We start from the raw sequence: 19,964 nt of genomic DNA on the forward strand, positions 1-19,964 counted from the left end.
AGCATCACGGGAGAGGACGGCAGATGGCGGGCAACGGCGCACGGGGCGAGACGACGCAGGCAGGTGAACGCTACGAAGGCGACTGGGCGCGCTTCTTCGCCAACTGGGTTCGCCATCCGGTGAAGATGGGCGCGGTCGCCCCGTCCAGCCGGGCTTACTGCAACATGATGGTCCGCCACGCCACGATCGATCTCGACGGACCGATCCTGGAACTGGGACCCGGCCTCGGCGTCGTCACCCGCACCCTGCTCGAGCATGGCGTCGCCCCCGAGCGGATCACCTCGATCGAGTATGATTCCGAGTTCGCCCGGCAGCTCCAGCGCCGCTTTCCCGGCGTCAACGTGATCAACGGCGACGGTTTCGACCTCGACCGGACCCTCGGCGACCGCCGGGACGAGAAATTCGCCGCGATCCTGATGGCCATCCCGATCGTCAGCTTCTCGCAGGAAAAGCGCCAGGCGCTGTTCACCGACTATCTCTCGCGGCTCATGCCCGGCGGAAACCTGACGGAGCTGTCCTACATGCTCACCCCGCCCGTCAGGCCGGTTCCGGGCGTGTTCTCGGTGTCGTCCTCGCCGCGGGTCTGGAACAACATCCCGCCCGCCCGGGTGTGGATCTACTCGCAGGACACGGCCCCGGCAGAGAATGCGGCGACGGCTTCGTGAGCGCCAACATCCTCGTCCTGCCGGGCTCGCTGCGGCTTGCCTCGCACAATCGCAAGCTCGCCGCCGAGGCGACGCGCATGCTGGCGCTGTCCGACGCGGTGGTGACCCGGCTCGATCTTGCCGATTATCCGCTGCCGCTCTATGACGGCGACCACGAACAGGACAACGGCATTCCGGAGAACGCCGTGCTTCTCGCCCATCGCATCGCGGTGCAGGACGGGCTGCTTCTGGTGAGCCCCGAATACAATCACTCGATCCCGGCAGTGCTGAAGAACGCCATCGACTGGGCCAGCCGCGTGCGCAAGGTGCAGGGCCGGCCGGTGCAGCCCTTCAAGGGGCTGGTGGTGGGTCTCGCCTCGGCCTCGCCCGGCCGCTTCGGCGGGGCGCGCGGCCTCGAAGCGCTGCGGCTGGTGATGCGGGCGCTGGGCGCCGAGGTGCTCACCCAGCAATGCAGCGTCGCCGACGCGGCCAACGGCTTCGACGAGAACGGCCGCCTGTCCGACGACATCGCCCGCACCTCGCTGGAATCGCTGGTCGACAAGCTGCTCGACACCTCGCGCAGCCTCAGCCGCCGCGGCTGACGCATTCCGCCGAGCGTCGAACGCGGTGAGTGCCAAGGCTTGGAACCGGGCACGGGCGCCGCGAATTCCGGTTCGAACAGGCGACGGCAAGGGAACGCGACATGAGCATCGACCCGGACCATCCGCAGACGCTGCGTCCGCAGGATCTCCAGCGCACGGTGGAACGCCATCTCCACGACCACTGGAAATCCTACGCCTTCCAGGGCGGCCTGATGGTGGTCGTCGGCGTTCTGGCGATCCTCGCCCCCTTCGCGGCGACGCTGGCGACGACCCTGCTGTTCGGCTGGCTGCTGATCTTCGCCGGCATCGTCGGTGCCGTCAGCGCGTTCCGGGCGAAGGGCGCACCGGGCTTCTGGTCGAGCCTCCTCCTGTCGCTGCTCGCGGTCGCGCTGGGCGCCGTCATCATCTACGATCCGGTGGCCGGCTCGATCACCCTGACCTGGATGCTGAGCTTCTATTTCCTGTTGTCCGGCGTGTTCAACTTCTCCATCGCCCGCGCCTTCCGGCCGTCGACCGGCCGGTTCTGGCTGCTGGTGGTCTCCGGCCTCGTCGATATCGTGCTGGCGGTCTTCCTGATCCTCGGCCTGCCGGGCACCGCGGTCTGGGCTGTCGGCCTGTTCCTCGGCATCTCGCTAATCACGTCGGGCATGGCGCTGCTGTTCTCGGCGCTCGACGCGCGCAACAACGCGCCCACCCGGGGGGCGTGACATGAGCCGGTCGCAGGAGGATCTGGTCGCGCGCCTTCTGGAGCGCAGCGGCGGCGCGACCTTCGCCGACGATCTGGGCGTCGATCTCAGCCGCAACGAGCCGATGGGGCTGTTCCTGTGGCTGGTCGCCGCAAACCTGTCCTCGGCGCGCATTTCCGCCGATCAGGCGCTGCGCGCGGCCAAGGCCCTGAAGGATGCCGGGCTGACGACCGCGCAGCACATGGCCGACGCGACCTGGAAGGAGCGCGTCGTCATCCTCAACCGCAACGGCTATGCGCGCTTCGACGAGAAGACCTCGCGCTTCCTGCAGGACATGGCCGACCACTGCCTGGCCGAATATGACGGCGACCTGCGCAAGCTGCGCGCGGCGGCCGGAGAGGACCCGGCCGAAGAGCGAAGGCTCCTGAAAGCCTTCAAGGGCATCGGCGATGTCGGCGTCGACATCTTCTTCCGCGAGGCGCAGATCGCCTGGGAGGAGATCTATCCCTTCGCCGACAAGCGCGCGCTCAAGGCTGCCGAAGAGCTCGGCCTCGGCAAGGATGCCGAGACCCTGGCCGGCCTCGTGCCGAAGCCACGCTTTCCGGCGCTCCTGGCGGCGCTTCTCAAGGCCGATCTCGACAAGGCCCTCGACGAGATCGCGAAGGGCTGAACCCCGGCGTCAGACGTGCTGGCCGCCATTGATGTGCAGCTCGGAGCCGGTGACGTAGGACGCCTGCCCCGAACACAGGAAGTAGATCACGTCGGCGACCTCCGCGGTCTGGCCGAGGCGGCGCAGCGGGATGTCGTCGATCATCTTCTCGGTGCCCGGCGACAGGATCGCCGTCTCGATCTCGCCCGGCGCGATGGCGTTCACGCGGATGCCGGCCGGGCCGAAATCATGGGCCATCTCGCGGGTCAGCGAGTTCAGCGCCGCCTTCGACGTGGCATAGGCCGTCCCGGCGAAGGGATGCACCCGGCCGCCGGCGATCGAGGTGATGTTGACGATCGAGCCCCGCGCCTTGGACAATTCCTTGAACAGGCCGCGCGCCAGCATGATCGGGGCGAAGAAGTTCACCTGGAACACGTCCCGCCACGCATGCATGGGCGTGCGGATCGAATCCATGCGCGAGCCGCCCTCGCCCTTGGGCGAGATCGCCGCGTTGTTGACCAGTGCATGCAGTTCCGAGCCGTTGGCCTCCAGCCGGCGCCGGATCTCCGACACGGCGAAGCCGACATCCTCCTGGTCCGACAAATCGACCCGGATGTGATCCTCGGGGCCGGCCGGCCACGGGCAGTCGTCGGAGAAATCCTGACGCGAGCAGGTGATCACCCGCCAGCCTTCGCGGGAGAAGCGCTTTACGGTCGCGTGACCGATGCCCCGCGACGCGCCGGTCAGAACCAGCGTCTTGCGGTCGTCCTGCGGGGTGTCCGCCATTGGTAGAGGCCCTCTTCGAAACTCGAATTCCCGCGCCCGGCGATCACGGAATGATCAACTTGTCCGATGGCGCGCGACATGCGGTTGCTTCTAGCACGTTCGCCGATGCACATAGGCGATCCGGGAAGCGGAGACGAACAATTGATGGTGCGTGTCGGCAAAAATGCTCGTCTTGTCGCAAGACAGTGCGTCGCTGCTCTGGCGACGGCACTGCTGCTGGCAGCGCCGGTGCGTGCGGCCGATCCCGATCTGTCCGACTGGCCTGCGGTTCTCGACGCGGCCAAGGGGCAGACCGTCTATTTCAACGCCTGGGGCGGCTCGCAGAACATCAATGATTACATCGGCTGGGTCGCCGACACGGTGAAGGACCGCTTCGGAGTCACCCTGCAGCACGTCAAGCTCGACGACACCGCCAACGCCGTCGCCGCCGTCGTCGCGGAAAAGGCGGCCGGCAAGGATACGGGCGGGTCGGTCGACCTCGTCTGGATCAACGGCGAGAACTTCGTCTCCATGCAGAATGAGGGCCTCCTGGCCGAGGGCTTCGCCACCGCCCTGCCCAACTGGGAATTCGTCGATACCGACAATCCCAGCGTGACCACCGACTTCACCGTGCCGACCAAGGGCCAGGAATCGCCCTGGGGCGGCGCCAAGATGGTGTTCTTCGCCGATACCGCCCGCAGCGGCGCCATCGCCGACATGCCGCAGGACACCGACGCCTTGCTGGAATGGGCCAAGGCCCATCCCGGCCGGTTCTCCTATCCGGCGCCGCCGGACTTCATCGGCTCGAGCTTCCTGAAGCAGGTGCTGATCGAGCAGGCGCCCGACGCAGCCGTCCTGCAGGAGGCCGCGACCGATGCGAATTTCGCCGAAACGACGGCGCCTTTATGGGCCTGGCTCGACGCGATCCGCCCGGTGCTGTGGCGCGAGGGCCGCGACTATCCGCAGAATTACCCGGCCATGAAGCAGCTTCTGGGCGATGGCGAACTCGGCATCATCTTCGCCTTCAACCCGTCCGAGGCCTCGGCCGGCATCGCCGCCGGCGAACTGCCGGACACCGTGCGCTCCTTCACCTTTCCCGGCGGCACGCTGGGCAACACCCATTTCGTCGCCATTCCGTACAATTCCTCGGCCAAGGCCGGCGCGATGGTGGTCGCCGACTTCCTGATCTCGCCGGAAGCGCAATTGCGCAAGGAAGACCCTGCCTATTGGGGCGACCCGACGGTTCTCGCCATGGACCGGCTGGATGCGGCGGATCGCGCGGCCTTCGCCGCCATCGACCGGGGCGTCGCCACGCTGCCCCCGTCCGAGCTCGGTCCGGTCCTGCCGGAACCCCACGCCTCCTGGATGACCCGCATCGAGGACGAGTGGAAGCGCCGCTACGGCGGCTGATGGCGCGCACGGATGCCCCTGCCCGGACGGCTGGTCCACCTCGGGCGGCGCCCGGCGGCCTGACGCCATGAAGGGCGATGCGCCCTCCTGCCGGCTGTGTTTCACCGCGCTCCTGCCGGCGCTTCTGGCGCTGCTCCTCGCCGCGCCCGTTGCCGTCGGGCTGGCCGGGGTGGCGCTGCCGGCCTTGGGCTATCTGCCGGCGCTGGGCGGCGACGCCTTCTCCCTCGCACCGCTGCGGGCGGTTCTGGCCGCCCCGGGCATCGGCGTCTCGGTCGGGCTCAGCTTTGCGGCCGGGCTCCTGACCACGGCCGTCTCCGTCGTCGGCGTCGCGCTGTTTCTCGCCGCCTTCTCCGGCAGCCGCGCTATGGTCGTCGTGCGGCAGGCACTGGCGCCGCTTCTGGCCGTGCCGCATGCGGCGGCCGCCTTCGGCATTCTGTTCCTGATCGCGCCGTCCGGCCTTCTCTTCCGCCTCGCCGCGGTGCCGCTGGGCCTGGAGCGTCCGCCGGATCTCCTGATCGTCGGCGACCCGCTGGCCCTGTCGATGATGGCGGCGCTCGTCGCCAAGGAAATGCCCTTCCTGATGCTGGTCGCCTTCGCGGCCCTGCCGCAGGCCGATCCCGAACGCCGGCAGCGGCTCGGCCGTTCGCTCGGCTATGGGCGGATGGCCGCCTTTCTTCTCACCGTCTGGCCGTCGGTCTATCGCCAGATCCGGCTGCCGGTGATCGCGGTCGCGGCCTTCGCCTCGGCCGTCGTCGACGTCGCGCTGATCCTCGGGCCCTCGACGCCGGCGCCGCTCGCCGTTCGGCTGATCGGCTGGATGAACGATCCCGATCTCGCCATGCGCTTTAAGGCTTCCGCCGGCGCGCTCGTGCAGCTGGTGGTCACCCTCGCCGTCATCCTCGCCTGGCTCGGCCTCGAACGGGTTGGCGGCTGGCTTATCCGCCGGGAGGCGGCCAAGGGCCGGCGCCATGCCTCCGACGCAGCCCTGCGTGGCCTCGCAGCCCTGCCGGTGCCGCTCGCCGCTCTCGCCGTGTTCGTCGGGCTCGCGCTCCTTCTCCTGTGGTCGGTCTCCGGTTTCTGGGGCTTTCCCGATCTCCTGCCGCCGACCCTCAATTTGCAGAGCTGGCGCCGCGCCGTCGACGCCGCTATCGGACCATTGTGGACGAGCTTCGTCGTCGCGCTGGCCGCCGCGACCATCGCCCTCGGCCTCGTCGTCACACTCCTGGAAGCCCGTCGCCGGCGGTTCCCCGCCGCGCGTGCCGGCGAGATCCGCCTGCCCTCGGCCATCGCGGGCCTCATCTACCTGCCGCTGATCGTCCCCCAGATCGCCTTCGTCTTCGGCCTACAGGTGTTGATCCTCGTGGCCGGCCTGACGCCGTCGGTGCCGCTGCTGGTCGCCGCCCATCTGATCTTCGTCGCGCCCTATGCGGCGCTGGCGCTGGCCGATCCGTGGTTTGCCCTCGACCCGCGCTACGAGCGGGTCGCAGCCGGGCTCGGCCGGTCGCGCCGGGCGATCTTCTTCCGCGTCCGCCTGCCGATGCTGACGGCGCCGATCCTGACCGCGCTGGCCATCGGCTTTGCCGTCTCGATCGGCCAGTATCTGCCGACCGTGCTGATCGGCGCCGGCCGCCTGCCGACGATCACCACCGAGGCGGTGGCGCTGGCCGCCGGCGGCAACCGGCGGGTCATCGGCGCCTATGCCCTCCTGCAGACCGCGCTGCCCTTCCTTGCCTTCGCCGCCGCCAGTCTCCTGCCGGTCTTGCTTGCGCGCGGCCGTCGCGGCATGAGGGCACCATGACCCCAGACGAAGGATTGCGCCTCGACGCGGTCGAGATCAGCCTCGGAACCCGCCGGCTCCTGACCCTCGACCGGCTGGTGCCGCCGGGCCAGACCCTCAGCGTCATGGGACCGTCCGGCTCCGGCAAGTCGACGCTGTTCGCGCTGATCGCCGGCTTCCTCGATCCAGCCTTCACCGCAACGGGGCGGGCGCTTCTGAACGGCCGCGACCTGACCGGTCTGCCGCCGGAGCGGCGGCGGGTGGGCCTCCTCTTCCAGGATGCGCTGCTCTATCCGCACATGTCGGTCGGCGGCAATCTGCTCTTCGGCCTGTCGGCGCAGGTGAAGGGCCGCAGCCGTCGCCGCACCGCGGCCGAGGCGATGCTGGAGCGCGTCGGCCTGCCTGGCTATCTCGACCGCGATCCAGCAACCCTGTCAGGCGGCCAGGCTGCCCGCGTCGCCCTTGCCCGCACGCTGCTGGCCGACCCCGAGGCGCTGCTTCTCGACGAGCCCTTCTCGCGGCTCGACACGGATCTGCGCCAGACCGTGCGGCAGCTGGTCTTCGACCTCGTCGCCGAGCGGCAGATCCCGGCCTTGCTCGTCACCCATGACCGGGCCGACGCCGAAGCCGCCGGCGGACCAATCGTCGATCTCGGCGCGGGAGCTGCCTCGTGACGTCCGCGCCTCTGCCCGATCTGCCGGTCAAGGACGTTCTCGGCGACTTGTCGGCGGCGATGGCGGCGCGCGGCCGCGCCGTCCTCGTCGCGCCTCCCGGCGCCGGCAAGACGACGCTGGTGCCGCTCGCCTTCCTGGCCGAGCCATGGCTGGGCGACGGCAAGATCATCCTCGTCGAGCCGCGGCGCCTTGCCGCCCGCGCCGCCGCCCGGCGCATGGCCGACCTTCTCGGCGAGGCGGTCGGCGACACGGTCGGCTGGCGCATGCGGCTCGATACCAAAGTCTCGCGCAGGACCCGCATCGAGGTCGTCACCGAAGGCGTCTTCACCCGCATGATCCTGTCCGACCCGGAGCTGTCCGGCGTTTCGGCCGTCCTCTTCGACGAGTTCCACGAGCGCTCGCTGGACGGCGATTTCGGCCTGGCGCTGGCCATCGACGTCGCCTCGGCGCTGCGCGAGGATCTGAAGCTCCTCGTCATGTCGGCGACGCTGGACGGCGCCCGCGTGGCGACGCTTCTGGACGATGCGGCAGGCGACCCGGTCGCCGTCGTCGAAAGCCATGGCCGCGCCTTCCCGGTGACCCTGCGCTATCGCGACCGACCGGGGACCGAGCCGGTGGAGGATGCCGTGGTGGCCGCGATCCGTGCCGCGCTTACCGAGGAAAGCGGCAGCCTGCTGGTCTTCCTGCCCGGCCAGCGCGAGATCGAGCGGGTCGCCGAGCGCCTGCGGCCGCTGGTGGCCGAAACGGTCGATGTCGCGCCGCTCTACGGCGCCATGGAGGGCGCCGCCCAGGATCGGGCCGTGCGCCCCGCCCCCGAGGGACGCCGCAAGGTGGTGCTCGCCACCTCCATCGCCGAGACGTCGCTGACCATCGACGGCGTGTCGTTGATCGTCGATGCCGGGCTGCGGCGCCAGCCGGTCTTCGAGCCGGCGACGGGCCTCTCGCGACTGGAAACCGTTCGGATTTCCAAGGCGGCGGCCGACCAGCGCGCCGGCCGCGCCGGACGCACCGCGCCGGGCACCGCCATCCGCCTGTGGCGCGAGGAGCAGACGGCGGCGCTGGCGCCCTTCGACCGGCCGGAGATCCTTGCCACGGACCTCTCCGGTCTCGTCCTCGACTGCGCCGCCTGGGGCGTTGCCGAGCCGGCCGACCTCGCGTTTCTCGATCCGCCGCCCGGCCCCGCCGTCGCTGAGGCGCGCGCGCTCCTGACCGAACTCGGCGCGCTCGACACCGACGGCCGGCTGACACCGACGGGCGAGGCCATGCGCGGCCTGCCGCTGCCGCCGCGGCTGGCCCATATGGTGGTCGCGGCCGGCGATACGGCCCGGCGCGACGCGGCGCTGCTGGCGGTGCTCCTGACCGAACGCGGCCTCGGCGGCACCGGCATCGATCTCGGCGAACGCCTGCGCCGGCTGGCCGGCGACCGCTCGCCGCGCGCCAGGGCCGCTGCCGGTCTTGCCGGCCGGATCGCCAGCGATGCCAGAGCGACCGCGCCGCCGCCCTCGGCGGAACCTGCCACCGAGCCCGGCGAATTGCTGGCGCTTGCCTATCCCGATCGCATCGCCATCGCCCGCGGGGCGCACGGCCATTTCGTCCTGGCCAATGGCCGCGGCGGCGTCGTGGATGCAGCCTCCAGCCTTGCCCGCGAACGCTTCCTCGTCGTCGCCGAGCTCCAGGGCCAGGCCCGCGCCGGGCGCATTCTCTCGGCCGCCCACCTGTCGTCCGAGGCGATGGACCGGCTCGTTGCCGACCGCGGCGTCAGCGAGGATGTTGTCACCTTCGACACGGCGTCCCGGCAGGTGCGCGCCCGCCGGGTGCGCCGGCTCGGCCGCGCCACCCTCTCCGAAGCGCCGCTGCCGACCCCGACGGGCGAGGCGACGATTCGCGCGCTGGCCGATGGCCTGCGCCGTCTCGGCTTCGCTGCCCTGCCGCTCGGCAAGGACAATGAGCGGCTGCTCCGCCGCCTGCGCTTCCTCGCCGCCGCCTACGGCCCGCCCTGGCCGGACCTCTCCGATGCCGCGCTCCTCGCCGGCCTCGAGGACTGGCTGATGCCCTATCTGCCAGGCGTCACCGGTCTGGCGCAGATCACGTCCGGGCAGATTTCGGAGGCCCTGCGCGGCCTCGTCCCGCCCGCGGCGGCCAATCGGCTGGAAGCGCTGGCGCCCTCCCATTACGAGGCGCCGACCGGCTCGCGCGTGCCGATCCGCTACGAGGCCGATCACCCGGTGCTGGCGATCCGGGTGCAGGAGCTCTTCGGCCTGTCGCAGCATCCCACCATCGCCGATGGCCGCCTGAAGCTCACCGTCGAGCTTCTGTCGCCGGCCCATCGCCCGATCCAGATCACCCGGGACCTGCCGGGCTTCTGGGCCGGCTCATGGTCCGACGTGCGCGCCGACCTGCGCGGCCGCTATCCCCGCCACGCTTGGCCGGAAGACCCGGCCAACGCACACCCCACCGCCCGCGCCAAGCCCCGCGGACAATAGGGGCCCGGGGCGCCGCAGCATCGTCATGGGGCCGCGGCGATCTGCAGGGGAAGAGCGGGAGGGGATGGCGGCGACGCGCGGCGCCGTCCGGATCGCTCGATGAGCCGAAGTTCGTTCTTGGGCCGCGTCAGGCTCCACCAGCGCACCATCGCTCCTTGCCGTGCGCCCCCGGATCAGTTAGGGAGATTTCGGTCATGCCGATCCGTTCACCGGATCCTGCCCGCGACCCGGGCACCCGTAGCTCAGCTGGATAGAGCGCTGCCCTCCGAAGCGTCCGCTACTACCTTCGCAGCCCCTACATCCGCAAGGGTTTGAGCGCTCTGCTCAAGTTACTCGACGGCTAAAGCCACATGTCCGGCACAGCGTCAGATCTCTCATCAATGATTTCGTGAGACATGATCTGCTACCGGTTCTGTGCGGCCTCGCCGCTCGGTGGAGTGAGGAATGAGCCAAGCAAGCGCAAAGAATGATCCGATTGCACGAGATCCCTCTATTGATCGTTTCGAATGGGCTGTCGACAGCGCTGATCTCGGCGTTTGGGACGCTGATCTCCTAGGTAACCAGTGCTTCTACTCCGATGGGTGGAAGCGTATGCTGGGTTATGACCCCGACGTCCTCTGCGACGATCCGGATCTGTGGCTCCAACTCATACATCCCGACGACCGCGAAAAGGCGATCGCCAGCGGCGAGCAGCATCTGGCAGGTGTCACCGAGCAGATTGAGACCGAGTTTCGATTGCGGCATCGCGACGGTCACTACATCTGGGTTCTAGATCGCGGTCGTGCCGTAGCGTGGGACGAGGACGGGCAACCTACGCGACTGATCGGCGTCCAAACCAACATAACGGCTCAGAAGCAGTTGATGCAGGATCTCGTTCTGCAGAGACAACGCGTCGAACTTGCCTTGGAAGTCGGTCGCATTGGTGTTTGGCAGTTCGAGCCTTCGACCGGGCGAACGATCTGGGACCGACGCATGCGTGACATTTACGGGCTCGACGCCGGCCCGAATGAGGTTCCGCAGGCGACATGGCATCAACGGTTGCACCCGGACGATGCAAAAGCTGCTGAACACTCTGCAACTCGACTGTTGCAGAATGGCATACCCGTCGACATGACATATCGGATCGTCCGCCCCTCGGGAGAAATCCGCCATGTTCACGCGTTGACCCGTAGGGTGTGCCTCAACGACGGCTCCACCCTGCTTATTGGGAGCGTTTTCGATATTACTGAACGAGTTCTCCGAGAGAACGCAGTTCTGGCTGAGAAGGAATTCCTCCGGAACTCCATCAACGCAATCGCCGATGGCGTGGTGATCGTCGATCGCGAACAAAGGATTACCTACGCCAACAATGCTGCCTGTCACCTCTTGCAACATGACTGCACCCGGGTTCTCGGAACCTTGCTGTCAGATACGATGCCAGTAGTCGATGCAACGAACCTTCAGCCGATTCTCAACATCGCCAGCCAAGCCCTCGCCCTCCAATCTTCAGTCTCGGGTCACGAGGATGCCTGCCTACTCCGACAGGACGGTTCGGTCTTGCCGATCAGTGACCGCGCGTCCGCCATGTTCGATGCCGACGGCTTCCTTGTCGGAGCCATCACAATTTTCCAGGACGCGACGGAGCAGAGGGAGCATCAGAGGTCGCTGGCCTACGCAGCCGAACATGATCATCTGACTGGCCTCTTGAACCGCGCGACATTTGATGCGCGCCTCGACGACATCGTCGCTGACCTCGCGGGCTCAACTGCCTACGGACTGATCTTCATAGACCTCGACCGGTTCAAGCTCGTCAACGACACGGCAGGGCATGCAGCTGGCGACGCGCTTCTCCGACGGATCGCTGAGGTTCTTCAGTCTTGCCTACCGGATGGAGCATTAGCGGCTAGATTAGGCGGGGATGAATTTGCCGCCGTTGTCATTATGAATGACGTCCATACACTATCGCAGATTTGTGAGACCATCATTGCGCAGATCAACAACGCACGCCCCATCTGGAGCGGGCGATCTTATGACATAGGCTGCAGCATAGGCGCGGTTATGTTAGACAGTAGCTTTCGGGATCGTCAATCAGCCATGGCCTTTGCGGATGCTGCCTGCTACGCGGCCAAATCGTCTGGGCGCAACAAGTCGGTGATACACAATTCAGGCGCATGCTCTGCGGAAGAAGACCTAGCGGACGTTCAGTCTGCTGGAGAGCTTCTGGATGCACTGAGAGAAAATCGCATTATCTTATATGCCCAAGCAATCGTTCCATTGTCCTCATCGCCTTGCCTAGATGAAAGTTTCGAGGTTTTAGCTCGCCTGCGGAAGCGTGACGGAACTTTGCTGCCCCCTTCGAAATTCATTCCAGCTGCCGAGCGCTTTGGCCTAATGGTCGCTTTGGACCGCTATGTTATAGACCATTGTTTCTCGTTGCTGCAGCGTTCCGACCATTCATCCGGCACAATCCTGTCGATCAACGTCTCCGCGCAGTCCATAAGCGATCCGTCTTTACTCTCCTTTGTTGTGAACGGTCTCATGCGCTCGGGGATTGCTCCTGCCAGGATTTGCTTCGAGATCACGGAAACAGCGGCGATCAACAGCTTCCGCGCCGCGGCCGATTTCGTAAATGGCGTTCGGGCGCTTGGTTGCAGGGTGAGCCTTGATGACTTTGGCAGCGGTCTGAGCTCCTTCTCCTACCTCAAGAAATTCTCGGTCGATTATCTCAAGATCGACGGTCAGTTTATCCGACAAATAGCAAACTGCGAGATTGATTTGGCAATATGTCGATCTGTTGCGGACATCAGCAGGAATCTGGATATCTCTGTTGTAGCGGAATGTGTTGAGGACGCAGCATCGGTTGCGATTTTGCAGGATATAGGGGTCGGTTTTGCTCAAGGATTCTATTTTCACCGACCTTGTTCCCTCGAGGGTATCCTCAATTCCAAACCGGGAGTGCCAGGCGTAGAGTCGAACACTGCCTTAGCAGAGCAGCACTCTCTCGCCTGATCACAGCCGGGAGATCCTTGCCAGCCAGACGTAAAAGACCTGGATTGATGATATCGTGCTCGCACCGATAGCGGATCGGCACAATCGCGGCACATCACCGCCGAAGGCACTGAAGAGACGTTGCCCGAGCTCTTGGCGTTAGGCGTTTGCTGACGAGCCTGCGAGCAAGAAGGCCACGACGTTAAGCGCCGTCGGGGCCATCGCCTGACGATATGGGCCACGCACGCCGGTGCGCTTTTCAAACCACCACGAGGACGCTGAAGTCGGCACGCCGAGCACCAAAGCCGCCACAGTGGCTGTGACGCAGGCCCAAAGCTCGCCATCCCAGATCGGACCGAGGGCGAGCACAACGACGACGACGGTTAAGGCCGCGCAGGCTGCCGCCATGGGGACGTAGACGGCGCGCAGCACGATCTGCATCGCAACCGTAGGCACCATCCCTTCTGCTTTGAGCGCCTTGTCGTGATGAACCGCCGGGGCTGGTCCAAAGGCGTATTTGGAAGCCATAGCCAGCACGCCCGCGGCCACGAGAAGATACAGCACGACTCCGGCAATCAGCATCATCACCCCCTGTCGTCTTCCCCCGAAGCTCGAAGCTAGCCGAGAGTCACGGACGCGGGAAGGCGCGAGGGCTCGGCTGCAACCCTCTTAAGTCGGGATAACCGGGATTGATCCTTGGCGCCGAGTCACCGGTCTCCTACGCGTGAAGGTGCAGACGAGGAGCACTTTCATGGCGACGATACGGAAACTACGTGGACGCTGGCAGGCGATGGTTCGCCGTAAAGGGCTGCAGCCGCGTGCGAAGAGCTTCGACGCCAAGACAGACGCCGAGAAATGGGCTCGGAGCCTCGAGGCTGAACTCGATCGCTGTGGCAATCTTCCAGACACGCGCATCGCGGAGAAGATGACAGTCCGCGAGCTCCTCGAGCGCTACGTCGCCGAAATCACGCCAGTTAAGCGCAGCGCATCGTCGGAGACGTATCGGATCCGGGGAATGCTGACGCGCCCGATCTGTTTTCGCACGCTCGCGATGCTAACGCCGGCTGATGTCGCCAAATACCGCGACGAGCGGCTTGGTCAGGTCGCGCCCGCGACCGTCATCCGAGAACTGAACACCCTCGGGCACGCGATCGACATCGGCCGCAAGGAGTGGGGCATTCACCTTGCACAGAACCCGTGCCGGATGATCCGTCGCCCAGTCCCACCGCGCGGCCGCAATCGCCGCCTAGAAGAAGGCGAGGAACAGCGCCTGCTGGAAGCCGCCGACGCTGGCCGTAACCCATTCATGCGCGCCATGATCATCCTCGCCGTCGAGACAGCGATGCGACAGGGTGAGATCCTGGCGCTGACATGGGACAACGTCGACCTTGATCGCCGCGTCGCCCACCTGCCCATGACCAAGAACGGCGACAGTCGAGACATTCCCCTGTCCCAACGCGCGACAGAAACGCTCAGGAGCCTCGCCAGCGAGCGTTCGGGCGCTAGGGTGATCGCGACCACCAAGAGCGCCGTGGAGCAAGCCTGGGGCCATCTGAGGACTCGTGCGGGCATCCCTGATCTTCGCTACCACGACCTCCGCCACGAAGCAGTGACCCGATTGCTGGAGCGCGGGTTCAACGTCATCGAGACCGCGACGATCTCCGGTCATAAGGAGCTCCGGATGCTGCAGCGCTACAGCCATCTGAAGGCGGTGGATCTTGTGGAACGGCTTGGCTGACGGGAATAACCTCTCGATCAATGCGGGCCAAGTTTTTGTGAGACCAGCCCTGCGGCACCTTGTGTCGCCTAGCGGTTAATCCAGCTCGACGATCGTAGCCGGCTCGAAAGTCTCCAGTTTTTTCACGCCACTCACCATACCGTCTCGGAAGTTCGGCTCACTGGCAGAGCCCTTCAGCCAACACTCGTTTCTGCCACGGACGAAAGTGAATGCGATACACCGGTCATTCTTCACGCAGGAAAGTCGGCACTGCTGCATGGATTTTGCGCTTCGTTCAGGCCGTTGCGAGAGATCCCCTCCGGGCAGATCCACTTTATCGAATATGCCAGCCTTGGGATCTATAACTCCCATTGTGAACGAGCCAGGATCGCGATCGTTACTCGTCAGAAGCTCGCCGGAAATCGCGAACATATTCGCATCAACAACGCCTTTATTCGACTTCAGGAAGCAATTCGGACCACTGAGGATGCGCTCGTTCGCGTTGTAGGTGAACGCTTTGCATTCACCATTCAACGCGAGGCAGGCACGCGCACATGATGGCGCGTCGTTCACTCGCTGCGAGCCAGTGTCTCCACCATAGAAATCCAGGCCAGCATAAACGGCCATGCGAGTGGGTCGGCGGGCGTAGTCCTCGATCGCTGATAGTTTCGCCGCCGAACTGCGACCCAGATCGGGTGCAGAGCGATTGTCTGGATCGCCAGTGGCTGCATTCTCCTCTCGCGTGCTCATTTCATCTGAGAACGGTTCCATACTCGCAAGCGGCTCTGCCCTCTGGGACGCCGTATCACCGTGCCGCCGGTTGATCTCGTAACGGGCGATCTCTTCGTCGGAGAATACGTGCATGTCGTCCGGCGGGGTCCGAAACATGACCGTTAGGACTTCCACCGGTGTATCAAAACGGTTGAGAACGTCGAGGATGTCCGAAATGGATAACTGGGCGCTCACTAGGTCCCGATTGTCTGAGGTGATTTGATGCACACCGAGCTCGCCGTCCGCCTGCCGTTCGTCTCCTGCAAGAAAAATCAACGCGCAAGATGAGTAACAGCCTGAGCCGGACGGAATCATCGTTGCCATCTTGCGCTGATAGACATCGTCCGCAATCAGCAACCCCATGGCGACAAGGCCACCAGGGCTGTTGAGGACGAGGAGCTCGGCGTCGGGCGTTGCCGCGAGAGCGCGCCTGAAATTGAGTGCCGAGCCCCCGTCAATATCGCCATCGAGCAAAATGACGTTTGGCCGTCCATCGTCGACGGAGAACGGCCCAAAGGTTCGCACCTTCGCGTCAACGGGAAATGCGGCCAGAAGGGCAAGCGAGAAGACTGCCATGACGAGGCGTAGGCGCATTGGCGAGGCTCCATTCTTTCCGCAAACTGATTGGCCAAAAGGAACACTTCACTCGCCCCAGGAGCAAGGGATCATCCTATGCCACCCAAACTAATCCAACGGCGACAGTGAACAGAGATTTAGCCGCTGCCCGCAATCTTGGGCGGTCGTCCTTGGCACCGCTGTGCCGTCGTTCTAAATGTCCAGCGAACCACCGGAGATTGCAATGGCGACCAGGAAGCTCAAGGTTTGTTGTCGAGAGCAGGTAAAGTCGCGCTACGCCGTAGGCACAGACGAAAGATGAGACTGCGATTTCAAGCGAAATGGGGCGTGATAGTTTTATTGATCTCTTCGTCCGCAGCGACCCTTGCCGCTTCTCGAACCATAGTCGGCCAATGGCAGATCGTTGGGGAGAAATGCTCTCCAACCTTCGGTGCCATCTCAATCTCACCGCTCGGTATCACCGGCGATGAAGAAGCATGCGACTTCGACAGCGTGAAGAGGGATGGCAGCATCGTCACTTGGAAGGGCGTTTGCTTCTCATCCGGCGATGCCGGCACAAGAACGACCGTCGTCGCCGTCGAGGATTTCCGAGGTCGGCTCCACATGACCTACAACGGAATTCCAGACGTAAATGGTCCTTACGTCCGTTGCGATCGGTGAGGAATCAGCGCTTGGCACTTCCAGTCGGGGTAGGCCGTGGGATAAACTCACTGTAGATCAGCTTCACTGTCGGTCCACAGCAAGTTTCTCCCACCAAATTCCGGCGCCGGTTCGATTTTGGCCGGGCTTGAAGGCCAAGCAGCCTTAGGTCTGCCGCGTCGAAGCCGGTTGGCGGTCTGATAACTTGTTATTCTACACACTCAACCACAGCACTCTCCCTACCTGACCCCTACCCTCCTCATCTCTGTTTCCTCTCTTTCCCTCAGATGCCGGAGCGCTGTCTCGACAGCCTTGTTCATCTCGTAATAGGCAACAAAAGTCAGCGCGCTCCCGGTGCCGGTGCGTCTGAGCGGTCGCGGCTTCCGGCCGGCGTATCTCAGATGGCGGATGAGTTCCCGTCGTCCGGCAGCTTTCTGTTCTGCATCTGCTTCGTCCATCGCCCTGAGCCCGATAACCCCGGATGTCAGGAACTTCTCTCGTCGTTGTCGTTCTAGCCAAGCCGGGACAGGCTGCCCGGATCCAGTTCGCCTGAAGGTTGGCTGCATGAAAGCGAAATAGCGGCTCTGCAGCTTTTCAAACCGAAACCTCGCCAGATCATCCGGCCAGACCAGGCCTAGATGGTCCAGTTCGCTGGAGCCGAGGGTCACCTCTATGCGAACACGCTTCTCGCTCTCTGCCAGGTTCTGTGCCTTCCCGGCTGGTCTGTTCTGCCGGTCGACCTCTTTGTCCATGATCCTCCAGAGGACCGGCCCATCTCGGCTGCCCACGTAGTAGGTCGAGTCGCCGAAGGCAGCCCGATCGCTAGAAGCGCTGCTCACGAGGTTTCGTGCGCGTCCCGGCGTTCTCGCTATGGGTAAGACTGCAGCTGTTCGATCGCTCCCCTCGCCCCACGAGAAGCGGGGGCGTTCTGTCCGGTCTGCCAGCACGTCTCTATGGGGCCAGTGGTGCCGGTGCAGCACCGCAAACAATTGGGAGCGCGCATCTGCGGACGGTGCGCGCGGGTAGAAGTCGATGCTCACTTCCATCTTCCGGAGAAACAAAGGGATCTCCAGTCGCCGTGCATCTTGTAGCGCGGCTTCCAATTTCACCACATCCGCGATCCGCGGCTCTTGCAGCCGGACGGCGAAGGCCTTGCCTGTTCGCGTCTCCCCTTCGGCATCGCTCTCGTGCAAGAGCTCCACGTAGCAATTCCCACCGAGCGCGGCGTCAACCATCCTTTTGACGTGGATCGCTTGGCTTGGCGCCGGAAGGATCACCCCGACGTCGAGCCAGTCGATGACGGCCTGGCGACGAAAGGACTGCAAGGAGATCGCCGGCGCGAGCGCATACCGGCCCCTGAACCGCGCCTGCGTCCCGGGAATACGGACCTCATTGTAAGCGAGAGGCACCGGCGGTCGTGAGCTCTTGGCGAACTCGATGTTGATGGTGCTACTCGGCAACTCGAATTCCTCGCTGCATTGGCGTTTCCATCGACGACGATCATCTATTGGACGTGCCGATCGATCACATGGGTGCTGAATCAGCCGATGGGTGTCAGCTTCAGGTGAAGCTACTTGGAGGATGAAACAAGGAACGAAGTCCCAATTATATACTTGACAAAAGTGCCGTATGGTCAGATATTGGGATCAAGGAGATAGCCCAATGGCCAACTTGCAAAACCCGATCTTCAACGACGACACCGCAGCCCGTGAAGAGCTGGAGCGAGTGCGTTGGCCGAACGGCCCGATCTGCCCTCATTGCGGCAACTGCGACGTAACCCGCATTGCAATGGTCGAAGGCAAGAAGCAGTCGCATCGCCCCGGCCTGCGCTACTGCAACGAGTGCAAAGGTCAGTTCACCGTCACCGTGGGCACCGTGTTCGAGCGCTCCAAGGTTCCGTTGTCCAAGTGGTGGCTGGCCGTTCACCTTCTGGCTTCGTCCAAGAAGGGCATGTCGGCCCATCAGATCCACCGCATGTTGGGCGTCACCTACAAGACCGCTTGGTTCATGTGCCATCGCATTCGCGAGGCCATGAAAGACGGTTCATTCGAGACGACGCCTATGGGTGGCGCTGGCAAGACCGTGGAAGCCGACGAGACCTACATCGGCAAGCGCGAGACGCCCCGCACCCTCGCTCGTGGTCGCAAGCCGACCTATACCAAGTCCGGCAAGTCAGGCGGCGCGCAGAAGCGTATCGTCGTGGGTCTGGTCGAACGCGATGGCCGCGCCCGTATGATGCACCTGAACAGCGCAACCGCTTCGACCGTGCGCGAAGTGCTGGTCCGCAACGTCACCCGCGATACAGTGCTCTACACGGATGAATCCCGCCTCTACACCGAGACGGGCAAGGAATACGCGACCCATCGCACCGTGAAGCATTCGGCCAAGGAGTACGCCCGTCGCGAGGGCGAAGTCGTCGTCCATACCAACACGATCGAAGGCGTCTTCTCTGTCTTCAAGCGTGGCATGATCGGCGTTTACCAGCATTGCGGCGAGGCTCACCTGCACCGCTATCTGGCCGAATTCGACTTCCGCTATAACCGCCGCACGAAGCTCGGTTTTAACGATGCCCAGCGCGTCAACGACATTATGCGCGGCATCGAAGGCAAGCGCCTGACCTATCGGCGGATTGGTGAAGCCGCGCACGCTTAAGCAGAAGGCGCGACGTTTTAAAGCGCTACGCCGTAAGTCCGAGCGCTTTTAGCCGGATGCGCATCGCTGCCGGTGAGACCTGAAAGCGGGCGGCTAGTTCGTTCAGACCTTCCATCCCATAATAACGCTTAACCTGCGTGGCTGGCATAAGGATTTGCGCAGCTAGCTTATTCGCCTGCACTTCATGCTCTGGAGACAGCGGCTCGGAGGGGTTAGAAGCACGAACCTCATACAGGCGGTCCAAGTGGCCATGCTCATCGATTAAATCTCGATGCAGTAAGTAGTGAGCCAATTCGTGAGCGGCTGTGAAGCGACGCCTCTGTAGGCCTTCCCGGGCGTTGACCCTGACCTCATACTCCCCGCTTCTGCGGCGGCGTATATCGCCAGATGCTCCTTCCGGCATTTCTGCCGTGGAAAAGCGGACGCCAAGCGCGGTCAATATACTCTCGGGATTTACCGGTGGGCGCGACATGTGGCGCTTAACCACCGATAGTTCGCTATCATCCACCGTTTTCTCTCCCAAACTCGGTCACAAGATCATTCAAATCTTCGTCGGAACCCACTTGCGCCCCGGCAATCAAACCCTCTCCGTCCATTACCTCACGGAGTATCATCGGGTAGAGTTCGTCTCGCGCCAGTTTCGGAGCGATCTCCTCCAATTCCTTCAATGCCGCAGAACGCACCTCGCTTCTCAGGAGCCAAAACCCACCTACCGCGACTACCGCTAGAAATGTCTGGAGCACTGTCATCGAAACCGATAACCCCGAGGTGTCAGGATTACCATCAGAGTTCCAGATCAACACAATCAGGAACCCCCAAAGCATATGTAGGCCCCAATTGATGCGGGTCCAAGGGAGGGCCCCCCACTCGTCGGTTAACCGCCACCCGCTCATGCGGGCCAATAACCGACTAGTTCGAGTTTGGTCGTCGTGGCTCATGAGAACGACTATCG

18 protein-coding genes are annotated in these 19,964 nt (G+C 64.3%); 12 read left to right on the forward strand and 6 right to left on the reverse strand.

What is annotated here, in order from left to right:
* Positions 1-23: 23 nt before the first annotated feature.
* The 4 genes from H9Q09_RS04865 (at position 24) to H9Q09_RS04880 (ending at position 2,602) form a co-directional block, all read left to right on the forward strand.
* Complete coding sequence (locus tag H9Q09_RS04865) at positions 24-665, forward strand: methyltransferase domain-containing protein (RefSeq protein WP_187390098.1); 642 nt, start codon at positions 24-26, stop codon at positions 663-665.
* Complete coding sequence (locus tag H9Q09_RS04870) at positions 662-1,246, forward strand: NADPH-dependent FMN reductase (protein WP_009211266.1); 585 nt, start codon at positions 662-664, stop codon at positions 1,244-1,246. The genes H9Q09_RS04865 and H9Q09_RS04870 overlap by 4 nt, the downstream gene beginning before the upstream one ends.
* Positions 1,247-1,347: 101 nt before the next feature.
* Positions 1,348-1,953, forward strand: a complete 606-nt coding sequence (locus H9Q09_RS04875) for an HdeD family acid-resistance protein (protein ID WP_187390099.1) — start codon at positions 1,348-1,350, stop codon at positions 1,951-1,953.
* A gap of 1 nt (position 1,954) precedes the next feature.
* Entirely contained in the window at positions 1,955-2,602 is a 648-nt protein-coding gene (locus tag H9Q09_RS04880; RefSeq protein WP_187390100.1) for a hypothetical protein, read from the forward strand.
* A 9-nt stretch (positions 2,603-2,611) separates the two neighbouring features.
* Here H9Q09_RS04880 and H9Q09_RS04885 read toward each other — a convergent pair whose 3' ends face one another.
* Complete coding sequence (locus H9Q09_RS04885; protein WP_024350773.1) at positions 2,612-3,367, reverse strand: SDR family oxidoreductase; 756 nt, start codon at positions 3,365-3,367, stop codon at positions 2,612-2,614.
* A gap of 144 nt (positions 3,368-3,511) precedes the next feature.
* Between H9Q09_RS04885 and H9Q09_RS04890 the strand changes: the two genes are divergently transcribed.
* From H9Q09_RS04890 to H9Q09_RS04910, 5 genes are all read left to right on the forward strand, one after another.
* A complete protein-coding gene (locus tag H9Q09_RS04890; RefSeq protein ID WP_187390101.1) occupies positions 3,512-4,756 on the forward strand; it encodes an ABC transporter substrate-binding protein in 1,245 nt (414 codons plus the stop codon).
* A gap of 67 nt (positions 4,757-4,823) precedes the next feature.
* Entirely contained in the window at positions 4,824-6,554 is a 1,731-nt protein-coding gene (locus H9Q09_RS04895; protein WP_187390102.1) for an ABC transporter permease subunit, read from the forward strand.
* Positions 6,551-7,207, forward strand: a complete 657-nt coding sequence (locus H9Q09_RS04900) for an ATP-binding cassette domain-containing protein (protein ID WP_187390103.1) — start codon at positions 6,551-6,553, stop codon at positions 7,205-7,207. Before H9Q09_RS04895 ends, H9Q09_RS04900 begins: the two co-directional genes overlap by 4 nt.
* Positions 7,204-9,690: an ATP-dependent helicase HrpB gene (hrpB, locus tag H9Q09_RS04905; RefSeq protein WP_187390104.1), complete on the forward strand. Its 2,487-nt coding sequence runs from the start codon at positions 7,204-7,206 to the stop codon at positions 9,688-9,690. Before H9Q09_RS04900 ends, hrpB begins: the two co-directional genes overlap by 4 nt.
* A gap of 444 nt (positions 9,691-10,134) precedes the next feature.
* Complete coding sequence (locus tag H9Q09_RS04910) at positions 10,135-12,678, forward strand: EAL domain-containing protein (protein ID WP_187390105.1); 2,544 nt, start codon at positions 10,135-10,137, stop codon at positions 12,676-12,678.
* Between the two features lie 138 nt (positions 12,679-12,816).
* Here H9Q09_RS04910 and H9Q09_RS04915 read toward each other — a convergent pair whose 3' ends face one another.
* Positions 12,817-13,242: a hypothetical protein gene (locus tag H9Q09_RS04915; RefSeq protein WP_187390106.1), complete on the reverse strand. Its 426-nt coding sequence runs from the start codon at positions 13,240-13,242 to the stop codon at positions 12,817-12,819.
* A 166-nt stretch (positions 13,243-13,408) separates the two neighbouring features.
* On the opposite strand from H9Q09_RS04915, the gene H9Q09_RS04920 reads away from it, so the two are divergent.
* Positions 13,409-14,395 carry a site-specific integrase gene (locus H9Q09_RS04920; RefSeq protein WP_187390107.1) on the forward strand — a complete coding sequence of 329 codons (987 nt, stop codon included), beginning with the start codon at positions 13,409-13,411 and terminating at the stop codon, positions 14,393-14,395.
* Between the two features lie 75 nt (positions 14,396-14,470).
* Here H9Q09_RS04920 and H9Q09_RS04925 read toward each other — a convergent pair whose 3' ends face one another.
* Positions 14,471-15,739 carry a PAN domain-containing protein gene (locus H9Q09_RS04925; RefSeq protein WP_246715998.1) on the reverse strand — a complete coding sequence of 423 codons (1,269 nt, stop codon included), beginning with the start codon at positions 15,737-15,739 and terminating at the stop codon, positions 14,471-14,473.
* 279 nt (positions 15,740-16,018) lie between these two features.
* Between H9Q09_RS04925 and H9Q09_RS04930 the strand changes: the two genes are divergently transcribed.
* Positions 16,019-16,381 (forward strand): hypothetical protein, encoded by a 363-nt coding sequence (locus tag H9Q09_RS04930; RefSeq protein WP_187390108.1) that lies wholly within the window; start codon positions 16,019-16,021, stop codon positions 16,379-16,381.
* A gap of 218 nt (positions 16,382-16,599) precedes the next feature.
* Here H9Q09_RS04930 and H9Q09_RS04935 read toward each other — a convergent pair whose 3' ends face one another.
* Positions 16,600-17,820: a hypothetical protein gene (locus H9Q09_RS04935; protein WP_187390109.1), complete on the reverse strand. Its 1,221-nt coding sequence runs from the start codon at positions 17,818-17,820 to the stop codon at positions 16,600-16,602.
* A 202-nt stretch (positions 17,821-18,022) separates the two neighbouring features.
* On the opposite strand from H9Q09_RS04935, the gene H9Q09_RS04940 reads away from it, so the two are divergent.
* A complete protein-coding gene (locus H9Q09_RS04940) occupies positions 18,023-19,012 on the forward strand; it encodes an IS1595 family transposase (protein WP_187390110.1) in 990 nt (329 codons plus the stop codon).
* Positions 19,013-19,037: 25 nt separating this feature from the next.
* Here the strand turns inward: H9Q09_RS04940 and H9Q09_RS04945 are convergent, their stop codons facing one another.
* Together H9Q09_RS04945 and H9Q09_RS04950 are read right to left on the reverse strand one after the other, a co-directional pair.
* Positions 19,038-19,520: an ImmA/IrrE family metallo-endopeptidase gene (locus H9Q09_RS04945; protein WP_187390111.1), complete on the reverse strand. Its 483-nt coding sequence runs from the start codon at positions 19,518-19,520 to the stop codon at positions 19,038-19,040.
* Positions 19,513-19,950, reverse strand: coding sequence for a hypothetical protein (locus tag H9Q09_RS04950; protein WP_187390112.1), 438 nt, complete (start codon positions 19,948-19,950; stop codon positions 19,513-19,515). The genes H9Q09_RS04945 and H9Q09_RS04950 overlap by 8 nt, the downstream gene beginning before the upstream one ends.
* Between the last annotated feature and the right edge of the window lie 14 nt (positions 19,951-19,964).

It is taken from the genome of Aurantimonas sp. DM33-3, assembly GCF_014334315.1.
Lineage (GTDB): Bacteria > Pseudomonadota > Alphaproteobacteria > Rhizobiales > Rhizobiaceae > Aurantimonas > Aurantimonas coralicida.